The organism is Rhodococcus sp. NPDC003348, from assembly GCF_053589375.1.
Window position 1 is genome coordinate 35,611 of sequence record NZ_JBSFRT010000011.1, and the last position, 12,894, is coordinate 48,504.

Below are 12,894 nucleotides of genomic sequence, written 5' to 3' on the forward strand. Positions count from 1 at the left end.
ACCGGCCGGCGGACGCCTCCACTGCGAGATCGGGCGTCGGCAGCGCGGTCCGATCGAGCTTGCCGTGCACGGTCATGGGAAGTTCGGGGAGCACCACGATGTGCGCGGGAACCATGTACGCGGGCAGCCGCGCGGCGAGGGCCTCGTGCAGGTGCGCGGTGTCCACCACGGCCCCGCCGGCGGCCACCACGTACCCGATCAGCCGGTCGCCCCCGCGCCCGACCGCGCGCACGTCGGCCACCGCGTGTGCGACGGATCCGTCTGCCGTCAGGCACGATTCGACTTCACCGAGCTCGATGCGGGTGCCGCGGACCTTGACCTGCCGGTCGCCGCGCCCCAGGTAGACCAGCGGGCCGTCGGCGGTCCAGCGCACGACGTCACCCGTGCGGTACATGCGTTCGCCTGGATCGCCGCCGGGGTCGGCGACGAAGCGGCCGGCCGTCAGCCCCGGACGCCGGTGGTAGCCGCGGGCCAGCGCCGGGCCCGCGAGGTACAGCTCGCCGGGCACGCCGACCGGCACGGGCTGCAGCCTGCGGTCGAGCACCCGCAGCCGGAATCCCGGTGCGGGGCCGCCGATCGTGATCGGATCGCCGGGGGACATCGGATCGCTGACACTGGCGGCGATGGTCGCCTCCGTCGGACCGTACGCGTTGTACAGGTGCCGTCCCGGGGCCCAGCGGGCGACCACACCGGGCGGGCACGCCTCGCCGCCCGTCACCACGCACGCGAGGTCGTCGAGTCCGGCCGGGTCCGTCGCCGCGAGGGCCGTGGGAGTGAGGAAGCAGTGGGTCACGCGTTCGGCCACGAGCAGCTCCCTCAGCTCGTCGCCGCCGTACACGGTGGGCGGCGCGATCACCAGGGTGCCCCCGACACCGAACGCGAGGACGAACTCGAGGATCGAGGCGTCGAAGCTGGGCGAGGTGAAGTGCAGTGTCCGGGAGCGGGGCGTCGTCCGGCCCAGCCGCTGGGCGTGGTCGGCGAACGCCGCGAGACCGCGGTGAGTGACCGTGACGCCCTTCGGGATTCCCGTCGACCCGGAGGTGTAGATCAGGTAGGCCGCCTGGTCGAGGCGCATCCGCGCGGTCCGTTCGGTGTCGGCGATCGGTGTCGCATCGGCGTCGACGATCGCTGTCGCATCGGCGTCGACGATCGCTGTCGCAGGGTCGTCGAGCACCCACCAGTTCGGCTCGTCGGGCAGGGCTTTCCGGGACCGCGCGACGGTCAGGCCGAGCACCGCACCCGAATCGCCGAGCATGAACGCGATGCGGTCGGGTGGGTGCGCCGGGTCGACCGGGAGGAAGGCCGCCCCGGTTTTCGCGACGGCCCACAGGCCGAGGACGTACTCGGCGCTGCGGGGCATGCCAAGCGCCACCACCGATCCGGGTCCGACGCCGGCGGCGATCAGTTCGCGGGCGAGCCTGGTCGACGAGTGGTCGAGGTCGCGGTAGGAGATGTCGTGGCCGTCGATCCGGATGGCGGCCCGCTGCGGATCGATCGCCGCGCCCGCCGCGAGGATCGCGGCCAGCGTGCGCGGCGCTGCGCCGGGCGCGCCCCGTACCGCGGTGAGCGCGGCGCGCTCGGCAGCGCCCAGGATGTCGATGTCCGCCACCGGCATGTCCGGGGTCTCGGCGACCGCCTCCAGGATCCGCACGAACCTGGCGGCGAAGGTCCGCACGGTGGCCTCGTCGAACATGTCGGTCGCGAACACCAGGCCGGCCGACATTCCGGCCGCGCCGCCCGCGGCGTCGAACTCCTCGGCCATGGTGAGCTGCAGGTCGAAGTTGGCGACCGCGTCGCCCGGATCGAAGTCCCCCACCCGCAGATCGGGCAGCGCGAGCTCCGGCCGCGTGATGGTGCGGAATTCGAGCATCACCTGGAACAGCGGGGTGTGTGCGGGCGAGCGCGGCGGGTCCAGCGCCTCCACCACCCGTTCGAACGGGATGTCCGCGTGCGTGAACGCGCCCAGGTCCGTCTCCCGGATCCGCTGCATCAGCTCACCGAACGAGCACGCTCCACCGATGTCGCATCGCAGCACGAGGGTTCCCACGAACATCCCGACCATGTCGTCGAGCGCCGCGGCTCCGCGCCCGGCGATCGGGGTGCCGATCGCGATGTCGTCGGAGCCGGTGAGCCGGGACAGCAGCGCAGCGAACGCCGCGTGCACCACCATGAACACGCTGGCGTCGTGCCGGTGGGCGAGCGCGATCAGGCTCCGGTGCAGCCGCTCGCCGACCGCGAACTCGACGCGTCCGCCGGACGGCGAGCGGACCGCGGGCCGCGGCCGGTCGCTCGGCAGGTCCAGCACCTCGGGCAGGCCCGACAGCGTGCCGGCCCAGTACTCGAGTTGACGGGCGAGCGGGGACGACCCGTCGTCCTCGCCGCCGAGCCAGTCGCGTTGCCACAGTGTGTAGTCCGCGTACTGCGCGGTCAGCGCCGGCCACCTCGGCGCGGAACCGTGCAGGCGGGCCGCGTACGCCGCGGCCACGTCCCGCGCCAGCGGATTCAGCGAGAAGCCGTCCGCGAGAATGTGGTGCATCGCCACGGTGAGCACGTGGTGCGTCTCGTCGACCCGGAAGAGGCGTGCCCGCAGCGGAATCTGCTCCGCGACGTCGAAGCCGCGTGTCAGCGTCGCTCGCACCCGGGCGCGCAGGTCGTCGGCGTCGCGCACCGTGACGACCTCGAGTCGGGGCTCCGCGAGCCCGACCGGCAGGATCTGCTGGCAGGGCCCGTCGTCGGTGAGCGGGTACACCGTGCGCAGGGATTCGTGCCGGGCGACGACGTCGCCGAGCGCGGCCCGCAGCGCCGGGGCGTCGAGCTCGCCCACCAACTGCAGCGAGAACGAGATGTTGTACGCCGGGGACTGCGGATCGAACTGGTTGACGAACCACATCCGCTGCTGCGCCGGGGACAACGGGATCCGGGCCGGCCGGACGCGCGGACCCAGCGGAGGCCGCCGCACGCCGCTGCCCTCCCCGCCGACTCGCCGGGCGAGCTCACCGACGGTGGGGCCGTCGAACACGTCCCGAATGCCGAGCGCGGAGCCGGTCGCGTCGTTGATCCGGGCAACCAGTTGCGCCGACACCAGCGAGTTGCCGCCGAGTGCGAAGAATCCGTCGGCGACACCGACCCGGTCCACCCCGAGCAGGTCGGCGATCACCCCCGCCACGATCTCCTCGATCGGGTTGCGCGGCGCGACGTAGGCGTCCCCGACGTCCCCGGGGAGCGGCAGGCTCGCGCGATCGAGTTTGCCGTGCGCGGTGACCGGAAGTCGATCCAGGATCATCACCGTCGACGGCACCATGTAGCCGGGAAGGGACTGGGCGACGGACGCTCTCACCTCGTCCGGATCGAGTGCCGCACCACCGGCGGGCACGGCGTAGCCCACCAGCCGGATCCCGACGGGTCCCTCGTCGGCGAGCGCGACCGCGGACGCCACTCCCGGCACCGCTGCGAGCGCCGCCTCCAGCTCGCCCAGCTCCACCCGGTATCCGCGTACCTGCACCTGGTCGTCCCTGCGGCCGGCGTACTCGAGCTCGCCGTCCACCCGCCACCGGCCCAGATCGCCGGTGCGGTACATCCGGGTTCCGGACCCCGAAGGGTCGGCGACGAACCGCGTCGCGGTCTCCCCGGCCAGACGCGGATAGCCGCGTGCCAGCTGGGCGCCCGACACGTACAGCTCCCCCACCACGCCGGGAGGGACCACGTGCAGTCGCTCGTCGAGCACGCGCACCCGAAGCCCCGGCAACGCGCGGCCGATCGACCCTCGACCCCATGCCCCGGACGCCCCGCCCCCCGGTGCCCGCGACAGTGGGCAGTGGGTCACGTGCACGCAGGTCTCGGTGATCCCGTACATGTTCACCAACCGCGGATCCGAATCCCCGTGGCGGGAGAGCCATTCGGCCAGCTGACCCGGGTCCAGCGCCTCGCCGCCGAAGATCACGTACCGCAGCCGTAGCACCGCGGCGTCGCCTTCGTCGGCGCGGGCCCGGTCGGCGTCGGCCAGCTGGTAGAAGGCGCTCGGGGTCTGACACAGGACCGTGACCGCCTCGTCCTCCAGCAACCGCAGCAGGTCGTGCGGCGTGCGGGCCGTGGTCGGGTCGACCAGTACCACGGTGCCGCCGTGGATCAACGCGCCCCACAGTTCCCACACCGCGAAATCGAAAGCGTACGAATGGAACATCGTCCAGACGTCGTCGCCACCGAATCGGAAGTACTCGGCCGCATTGGCGAACAGCGCGGTCACACTGCGGTGCGAGACCGCCACTCCCTTGGGCCGTCCGGTCGACCCGGAGGTGTAGATCACGTACGCGAGCGAGTCCGGGTACAGCCGCGCTCCTCGGTCGGCGTCGGTCACCGGCGCCGGCGACTGTTCGCCGAGCGCGGTCGCCACGCGGGGATCACCGAGGTCGAGTACCGGAACGTCGGTGCGACGCAGAGCCGTACCGGTCGCGGCGCCGTCGACGAGCACGCACACCGGAGACGCGTCGGCGATCATGTAGGCGATGCGTTCCGCCGGATAATCCACGTCCACGGGAACGTAGGCGGCGCCGGTCGTGAGGACCGCGAGGAGGGCGACCGGCAGATCGTCCGAACGCGCCATCGCGACCGCGACCAGCGAGCCCGGTTCCACTCCGTGGCCGATCAGCAAGCGGGCCAATCTGTTCGCGCGCGCGGCCAGCTCGCAGTAGCGGACGCGGGTGGCCCCGGCGACGACCGCGCACGCGTCCGGGTTTCGCGCCGCGGCACTCGCGAACAGCTCCGGCAGGGTGGCCGGCGGCACCACGCGGCGGGGCGGCTCCCGCATCGCGAGGGCAGTTTCCCGCTCGCCGGTGATCACGATGTCACCCACCACCGCGGTAGGATCGGCGGCGGCCGCGGCGAGGATCCGCACCAGGCGGTCACCGAACGAGGCCACCGTGGTGCGGTCGAACAGGTCCGTCGCGAACCGCAGGGTCGCGGACAGGCCGGCGGCGCGCCCGGACTCGTCGAATCGTTCCCGCACTCCCAGTTGCAGATCGAACTTGGCGACACCCGGATCCACTTCGACGGCCTCGGCGGACAGTCCCGGCATCGCCACCGCCGTGGGCTCGCCGTGCTGGAACTCGAGCAGCACCTGAACCAGGGGCGCGTGTATCGGTGAACGGTCCGAGGCGAACTCGTCGACCAGACGCTCGAACGGCAGGTCGGCGTGGGCGAATGCTCCCAGGTCGGTCTCGCGCACCTGGGCGAGCACGTCGGCGAACGTGGTCTCGGCCCGGACCGTGGTACGCAGGACGAGGGTGTTGACGAACATGCCGACGAGGTCGTCCAGTTCGGGTTCGCCGCGGCCGGCGACCGGTGTGCCCACGGCGACGTCGGCCCCGGCGCCGAGCCGCGCGAGCAGTACCGCGAGCGCGGCGTGCAGGGCCATGAACAGCGTGCAGCCGTGCTCACGCGCGATCCGGACGAGGTCTCGGTGGATCCCGGCCGCGACGTCGAACTCGATCCGGCTGCCGGCCGCGGTCGGGCGTGTCGACCGGGGACGGTCGTGGGGCAGCGGGATCGCCGCCGGAAGGTCGGCGAGCCGCTCACCCCAGTAGGCGAGTTGCCGGGCGGCGAGCGACTGCGGATCGTCCTCCGCGCCGAGCAGCTCGCGCTGCCACAGGGCGTAGTCGGCGTACTGGAGCGGCAGCGGATCCCAGTCGGGTGCGCGCCCGGCCACCCTCGCGGCATATGCCGCCGCCACATCTCGGGCCAACAGCTCCACGGACTGCCCGTCGGCCGAGATGTGGTGCAGTACGACGGCAAGGACGTGCCGCCGGGGCCCGGTCCGCAGCAACACGACTCTCATCGGAAGCTGTTCGCGGACATCGAAACCGGCGGCGGCCGCCGCCGCGACCGACTCCCCGACCCGATCCGGGTCCACGACGACGGGCGTCAGGTCCACCGCCGCGTCCAGCACCGGCAGAATCACCTGGTACGGCCCCCGCGCGTCGGCCGGGAACACCGTCCGCAGGGCCTCGTGCCTGCCGATCACGTCACCCAACGCGGTCTGCAGCGCCGCACGGTCGAGTTCGCCCGTGAACGTCACGGCGAACGGAATGTTGTAGGCCGGCGACGCCGTGTCGAACTGGTTCACCAGCCACATCCGCTGCTGCGCCGGGGAGAGCGGGAGCCGGTCCGGCCGGTCCCGCGCAACCAGTGCGGGCCGGTCCCGTGCCGGCCGAGCGGGATCCGCGTTCTCGAGGATCCGGTCGACGTGCTGCGCCAGTCCCTCCACCGTCGGTTCCGCGAACAGGTCACGCACGCTCAGGTGCACGGGCAGCGCCGCATTCACCCGTCCGATCACCCTGGTGGCGACGAGGGAGTCGCCGCCGAGATCGAAGAAGCTGTCGTCGACACCGATCCGGGCCTGCCCGAGCAGGTCCGCGTACACCGCGGCGACCGTCCCCTCCGTCGGGGTGCGCGGCGCACGGTACTCGGGGGTGGTCGCGCCCCAACAGGGTTCCGGCAACGCCTTTCGGTCCAGCTTGCCCGCCGGGGTCAACGGCACCCGGTCGAGGATGACGAGTGCCGCGGGCACCATGTGCGCGGGCAGCGACTCGGCGGCGTGGGCGAGGAGCTCGACCTCGTCGATCTCGGCGGCGGCCGCGGGCAGCACGTAGCCGACCAGCACGAGGTCACCCGAGGGTCCGGTGCGCCCGACGGTCGCCGCGAACGCGACACCCGCGTGTGCCCGGAGCACGGCATCGACCTCACCGAGCTCGATCCGGAAGCCGCGGATCTTGATCTGGAAGTCGCTGCGGCCGAGATACTCGAGCTCGCGCGCCGTCGTGCCCGCCGGCTCACTGCCCGCGCGAGCATGCCACCGCACCAGATCGCCGGTCCGGTACATCCGCCCGCCGGTGGCGCTGAACGGGTTCGCCACGAAGCGGTCCGCGGTGAGCCCCGGCCTGTGGTGGTAGCCGCGGGCCAGCCCCTCGCCCGTCACGTACAGCTCCCCCACCGCCCCCTCGGGCACCGGCTGCAACCGCCGGTCCAGAACCATTTCGCCGCACCCGCGGGACGGTCCGCCGATGGTGACGGGGGCGCCGGGCCGCAACGGGGTGCTGATGCCTGCGACGACGGTGGTCTCGGTCGGGCCGTACGCATTGAACATGCGGCGCCTCGGGGATGTCGTTGCCTCTCGGGAACTCGGGGATGTCGTTGCCCCTCGGGAACTGGGGGAGGTCGGTGCAGCCCATTGCCGGACCAGCGCGGGCGGGCACACGTCACCACCGGTGACCACACACTCGAGCCGATCGAGTCCGGCGGGATCGACGGATGCCAGCGCAGCGGGGGTGACGAAGGCGTGCGTGACGCGTTCGCGGCGGAGGGTGTCCGCCAGTTCCGCGCCGCCATACACGTGCGGCGGGGCCACGACCATCGTTGCCCCGGCCGCCGCGGCCATCAGCAGTTCGAGCACGGACGCATCGAAGCTCGGCGAGGAGAAGTGCAGGGTGCGGGATGCCGCGGTGATCGCGAACCGGTCGCGTTCCTCCGCGGCGAGGTTCGCCAGCCCACGATGGGTGACCACCACGCCCTTGGGCAGACCCGTGGATCCGGAGGTGTAGATCAGGTAGGCGGCGTCGTCGAGGTGCACCGGCCGAGTCGCCGCGGCTCGGGAGAGCTGGGTGTCGGAGAGCTGGGGCTCCGGCTCGGCGATCGGGTCGTCGAGGACCAACCACGCGGCGCTGTCGGGCAACCCGTCGCGGTGCGCCCGGACGGTCAGGCCGAGGGCTGCACCGGAGTCGGAGAGCATGTGCGTGATCCGGTCCGCCGGGTAGTCCGGGTCGACGGGCAGGAAGGCGGCCCCGGCGCGAGCGACCGCCCAGACCGCGACCACCGACTCGATCGAGCGCGCAATGGCCAGGGCCACAACGGAATCCGGACCGATTCCGTGTGCGGACAGACGTCCGGCCAATCGGCCGGCCAGTTCGTCGAGTTCGCGGTAGGAGAGGCCCCGGCCGTCGGCGACGACCGCCTGGTGATCCGGATCGACGGCCACGGCGTCGGCAAGGATCCGGTCGAGGGTCCGCGGGGCGACGGCATCCTCTCCCGTCACCGGTGTCAGCTCCGCCGTTTCCGCGTCGCCCAGGATGGGCACGTCCCCCACCGCCCGACCGGGATCCTCGGCGACCCCGGCGAGCAGTCGTTCGAACCGATCGATCAGGGCGGTCACGGTGTGCTCGTCGAGCGCGGTGTTGTCGAAGGTCAACCGCGCGTCGATACCTGCGGGCGCGCCGCCCGCGGTGAAACGCTCGGTGAGGTCGACCGTGAGTTCGGTACTTTCCGGGGCGCTCGCGCCGGAGTCGGCGGTGTGAACGTCGAGCGTCACCCGCGGACGGGGGGCGCCGAGTGTCTCGACGACCCGTTCGAACGGGGTCTCCGAGTGGGCGAAGGCGCGGCGCTCGCGCTTGCCGGTCTCCCTCGCCAGAACGGTGAAGGGGACGGACGGGTCGATCGGAGTGCGCAGGGCGATGGTGTTCCGGCGGGCGGTGGTGGCAGACCCGGACGGCGTCGCCTCGGGCGACCGGATCAGCACCGGAGCGGCGACGACGATGTCGTCGGCGTCGGTGAGCCTGCTCAGGATCGCGGCCAGTGCGGTGTGCAGCATCGTGAACGGCCCGATCCCGAGACCGTGGGCGAGCGCCGTGGCCGCACTGTGCAGGTCGCGGTCGAGCACACGCGTGACCGAGCCCCGTCCGGTCCCGACGGGTGGCGCCGGGCTTGCGGGCGACAACAGCGCAGATTCCGGCTGTCCGGCCAGCTCCTCCGCCCAGAACGCGAGCTCGGCCTTCTCACGCAGCATGCGCGCCCCGATCCGGGCCGACTCGGGATGGATGTCCGCAAGCCTGGTCGTCGGCTCGGTTGCGAGCAGGGCCTCCACGAGTTCGACGAAGCGCCGGTGATGCGTGCGCAGTTCGTCCTCGCCGTATCGGTTGGGGTTGCCGCGGAAGTCGACGAGCGTCCGGGCCGGGGTACCGCTCTGGTAGATGTTGACCAGCAGGTCCTGCACGGGTCCGGAGGTCACGATGTGGTACTCGCCGACGATCGGTCCGAGCGTGATCTCCTGGCGGAAGAGCATCACGTTGACCATCGGACCCGCCAGCCCGTGCCGGGCACCGGCGAGGCCGGCGTCGCGCCGGATGTCCTCGAGACTGCACCGCTGGTGGCGCAGCGCGCCCATCAGTTCCAGCTGAACCCTCCGGACGAGGTCGGCGACGGTGTCGTCGGGGTCGACGGTGATCCGGAGCGGGGCGACGTTGACGAGCATGCCGCCGGAATGTTGCAGCGGCGCGGTGGTGCGCGCGGACACCGGCACGTTCACCAGGACGTCGCGGCTGCCCGTCAGCCTCGACAGGTAGCAGGCGAAGCCCGCGATCAGCAGTGCCGCGGGCGTGGCGCCGACTCGGGCGTCGGAGGAGTTCAGCCGGCCCTGCGCCGCGTCGGTCAGTTGCGCGCTCTCGAGTCGGCAACGGGCCGCGGCCGGGCCGTCCCGGTGCGCGAGCGTGGAGCCTGCCTCGATCCCCCGCACGTGCTCCGCCCAGTACTCGCGGTCGGCCTCGAACCGGCTCGACGAACGGTACTTCTGATCCAGCTCGTACAGCGTACGCAGGTCGAGGGCCCGGTTCGGTTCCGGATCCAGGCCCGTGGACGCGGCGGTGTAGAGGGCCGCGATTCGGTTCACCATCGTCATTCCGCTGTATCCGTCGAGCGCGACGTGGTGAATTCGCGTGTACCACAGGTAGTCCCTGTCTGCGACCTGGAGGATGGTCATCTCCACCAGTCGGTCCCGCGTCAGCTGGATCGGGGTGACGTAGTCGTGGTCGATCCACGCGTGCGCCGCCGCGAGCGGGTCCGTCTCCTGTCGGAAGTCGAACCACTCGATCGTGGTGTCGATCGAGTGGTCGACCCTCTGGCTCGGTTCCCCGCCCGTGTCCACCAGACGAAGGAACGGAGACTGGAACTCACGGGCCGCGGTGACCGCCACCGAACGCAACAGGTCGAGGTCCAGGTCGCCGTGCAGCTCCACGTACTGCGCGATGAAGATGGGCGCCGTCGGGCTGAGCTGCTGGCCGAACCACACGCTCCGCTGGACCGCCGACAGCGGGAACGCGTCCGGCGAACCGTCCGGTTGGTGTGCTGCCCCCTGCGGTTTCAGGGCGGCTGGGCTTGGATCAGGCGATGAGAAATCCTTCATCCGAATCCTCACGCGGATGCTGTTGCTTCAACGTCGGCGTCGTGTGGGCTGCCTGTTCATGATATCGGGACTCGGCCTTCGTCGTCCGTGACTGGGTCGATACCGAAGAGTCGGTACTCGTGGCGATACGGCGACCGAATGACGGGCGCCGCGCCTGCCGCTCACCCTGCCTGGTGCCGCAGGTTTGGATCTGCGACCCTCGGGTACCCCGACACCCTCACCCGAGGCAGGAGGCGATTGGCGATGCAGGCACAAAGAGAGAAGTCCACGGTGACACGGTCACCGATCCAGATGACGGCGCTGGTGGTGGGTGGGGTGTTCCTGGCGGTCGGGGTGCTCGGCTTCATCCCCGGAATCACGACGAACTACGACGCACTCACGTTCGCCGGACACGAATCGGGCGCCGCCCTGTTCGGAACGTTCACCGTGTCGGTGCTGCACAACATCGTGCACCTGGTCTTCGGTGTCGCCGGACTCGCGATGGCACGCACGGCCGCGGCGGCGCGACTGTTCCTCGTCGGCGGCGGCATCGTGTACCTGGCGCTGTGGGTGTACGGGATGCTCGTCGACCAGCACTCCGCAGCGAACTTCGTGCCCGTGAACACCGCGGACAACTGGCTGCACCTCGGACTCGGCGCCGGCATGCTCGCGCTCGGGCTCGTTCTCGGCCGGGTGGCCGTCGGGCAGGGCGCCTACCGGGCACGCCACACCTGAACAGGCCACACCTGATGAACGAGAAGCCTTGACGGACACGCTGTTCTGCGTCCGCACCGTGTCCGCGGCGTCCGAGGTTTCGACCTCCCCCGAGCGGGGAACTCGGAACTGCCCCGCGGTCGCGGGCCTGCAAACGAGGAGTCGAAATGAACACCGCAACCATCGTGTGGATCGTCGTCGCCGTCGTCGTGGTGCTGCTCGTCGCCGCGGCAGTTGTCCTGCTCATGCGCAGGCGGACCGAACGCCGGCGCGAGGAGGCCGAGCGGATCCGCGCCGACGCGCGTCAGCAGTCGTTCGATGTCGGCGAGAAGGAAGCCCTCGCGAGCGAGACCGCGGCCAAGGCCCGCATCGCGAGCGCCGAGGCGGACGCGAAGCAGGCAGAATCCGAACGCCTGCGGCAGCGGGCCGCTGCCACCCGGTCCGACGCGGACGAGGCGCGTGCCGAGGTCGACGACCAGTGGGGACGCGCAGACCGGATCGATCCGGACCTCCGGACCGGCGACGAATCCGGCGAACCCGAGCACCCCGAATCCACCGAGCACGGGGCCGCGGACACGGGCGCGAAGCACCGGGACGCCTAGCAACCGGCAGCACCCGGACACCTGAGGTCGGCTCAGCCGGCACCGCGATCGACGAGTTCGTCGTGCCCGGACCTGCGGGCGCAGTGCGCGCAGCAGTAGACGGCGCCACCGGTCTCGACACCGTGACCGAGGATCCGGCACCCGCAGTGCGCGCACACCGGCGCCATCTCCTGGATCGCACATTCGAAGCTGTCGAACGTGCCCGTCCTGTCCCCCATCGTCAGGGTGAACACCTTGTCATAGTCGTTTCCACACGTCGTGCACGTTCCCATGAGTTGCACCTCCTGTAGATGTTCATGCGGGTAAAAGTTCAGGCTGGTAGAAGTTCAGGCTGGTTGGAGGTTCAGGCGGGCGCGGACGCAGCGGCGAAGACCTCGACGAGGCTGCGACAGAAGTCCGGGAGATCGGCGGGCCTCCGACTCGAGACCAGCACACTCGGCGCCTGCCTGCACACCACCACCGGCTCGTCGATCCACCGGCCGCCCGCGTTGCGGATGTCGGTCCGCAGACTCGGCCACGAGGTCAGTGTGCGTCCACTCAGCACACCGGCCTCGACGAGCGTCCACGGTCCGTGGCAGATGACGGCCACCGGCTTGCCCTCGTCGAAGAACCCGCGGACGAAGTCGACCGCCTCGGACACGGTCCGAAGGTGGTCGGGGTTCGCCAATCCGCCCGGAAGCACGAGTGCGTCGAAATCCGCCGACGGGACCTCGCCCGCGACCGCGTCGACCGGAAAGGACGCACCGCGGTCCAGATGCCGGAAGGCCCGGACCCGTCCCGGCCGGGTCGACACCAGGACCGGTGACGCGCCTGCGTCGGACACCGCCGACCACGGTTCGGTCAGTTCCACCTGCTCGGCCCCTTCGGGCGCAACCAGAAAGGCAATTCTCTTGTCCCGCAGATTGTTCGCCATGACCACTCCTCGCGTCGGAATGATGCGGCCCGTTCCCGCGTCGCACGGCATCGATCGAGTACCCGCGTCTCACCGCGAGCGGCCCCGGCCTCGGCCCGGTGACGAGCGGAGGCCGCAGTCGCGCGCGGCGGGCCGACGCCGGTCCTCCGAACCCGGTCTCTCAGTTCGCCCGACGGTTCCCGCCCACGGGCACGTGCTCCTCCGCGAACTTCTCCGCGCGGCGGGCGGTGTCGGCGACGAGATGCCCGGCCTGCTTCCCCATCTCACCGACAGGGGACTCGGCGACGGACGACGCCAGCTTCGTCGCCGCATCGTGCGCGCGAGTGCCGAAGTCCGCTTCCTGGACCCGGCGTTCGGCGCCCCGCACGGCGTTGGCGACAGCCCCCACCACCGCACCGGTGAGCGCTCCGATGACCAATCCGATCCACACATTCTTCATGGCATCGGGTTACCCGGCGCGCGCG

At 71.4% G+C, this 12,894-nt stretch carries 6 protein-coding genes (1 of these 6 only partly in view); 2 read left to right on the forward strand and 4 right to left on the reverse strand.

Annotated elements, in window-relative coordinates:
• Positions 1 to 10,222: the 5' portion of a non-ribosomal peptide synthase/polyketide synthase gene (locus ACWDU4_RS09895; protein WP_450113717.1), read on the reverse strand. The gene continues 16,883 nt to the left of window position 1, outside the view; 10,222 of the gene's 27,105 nt are visible here — the first part of the coding sequence; it begins with the start codon at positions 10,220 to 10,222; its stop codon lies beyond the left edge, outside the window.
• Between the two features lie 270 nt (positions 10,223 to 10,492).
• Between ACWDU4_RS09895 and ACWDU4_RS09900 the strand changes: the two genes are divergently transcribed.
• The gene (locus ACWDU4_RS09900; RefSeq protein ID WP_450113718.1) at positions 10,493 to 10,936 is read left to right on the forward strand and encodes a DUF4383 domain-containing protein; all 444 of its coding nucleotides are present in this window, start codon (positions 10,493 to 10,495) and stop codon (positions 10,934 to 10,936) included.
• 146 nt (positions 10,937 to 11,082) lie between these two features.
• Positions 11,083 to 11,517 (forward strand): hypothetical protein, encoded by a 435-nt coding sequence (locus ACWDU4_RS09905; RefSeq protein WP_450113719.1) that lies wholly within the window; start codon positions 11,083 to 11,085, stop codon positions 11,515 to 11,517.
• Positions 11,518 to 11,549: 32 nt separating this feature from the next.
• On the opposite strand, the gene ACWDU4_RS09910 is transcribed toward ACWDU4_RS09905, so the two are convergent.
• The 3 genes from ACWDU4_RS09910 to ACWDU4_RS09920 form a co-directional block, all read right to left on the reverse strand.
• The gene (locus ACWDU4_RS09910; protein WP_450113720.1) at positions 11,550 to 11,789 is read right to left on the reverse strand and encodes a hypothetical protein; all 240 of its coding nucleotides are present in this window, start codon (positions 11,787 to 11,789) and stop codon (positions 11,550 to 11,552) included.
• A 71-nt stretch (positions 11,790 to 11,860) separates the two neighbouring features.
• The gene (locus ACWDU4_RS09915; protein ID WP_450113721.1) at positions 11,861 to 12,430 is read right to left on the reverse strand and encodes a type 1 glutamine amidotransferase domain-containing protein; all 570 of its coding nucleotides are present in this window, start codon (positions 12,428 to 12,430) and stop codon (positions 11,861 to 11,863) included.
• A gap of 160 nt (positions 12,431 to 12,590) precedes the next feature.
• Positions 12,591 to 12,869, reverse strand: coding sequence for a hypothetical protein (locus ACWDU4_RS09920; protein WP_450113722.1), 279 nt, complete (start codon positions 12,867 to 12,869; stop codon positions 12,591 to 12,593).
• Positions 12,870 to 12,894 lie beyond the last annotated feature (25 nt).

Excerpts from the sequence above, each read along its gene's own strand:
- ACWDU4_RS09905 (WP_450113719.1), top strand. The coding sequence starts at position 11,083 with ATGAACACCGCAACCATCGTGTGGATCGTCGTCGCCGTCGTCGTGGTG.
- ACWDU4_RS09910 (WP_450113720.1), bottom strand. The coding sequence starts at position 11,789 with ATGGGAACGTGCACGACGTGTGGAAACGACTATGACAAGGTGTTCACC.
- ACWDU4_RS09915 (WP_450113721.1), bottom strand. The coding sequence starts at position 12,430 with ATGGCGAACAATCTGCGGGACAAGAGAATTGCCTTTCTGGTTGCGCCC.
- ACWDU4_RS09920 (WP_450113722.1), bottom strand. The coding sequence starts at position 12,869 with ATGAAGAATGTGTGGATCGGATTGGTCATCGGAGCGCTCACCGGTGCG.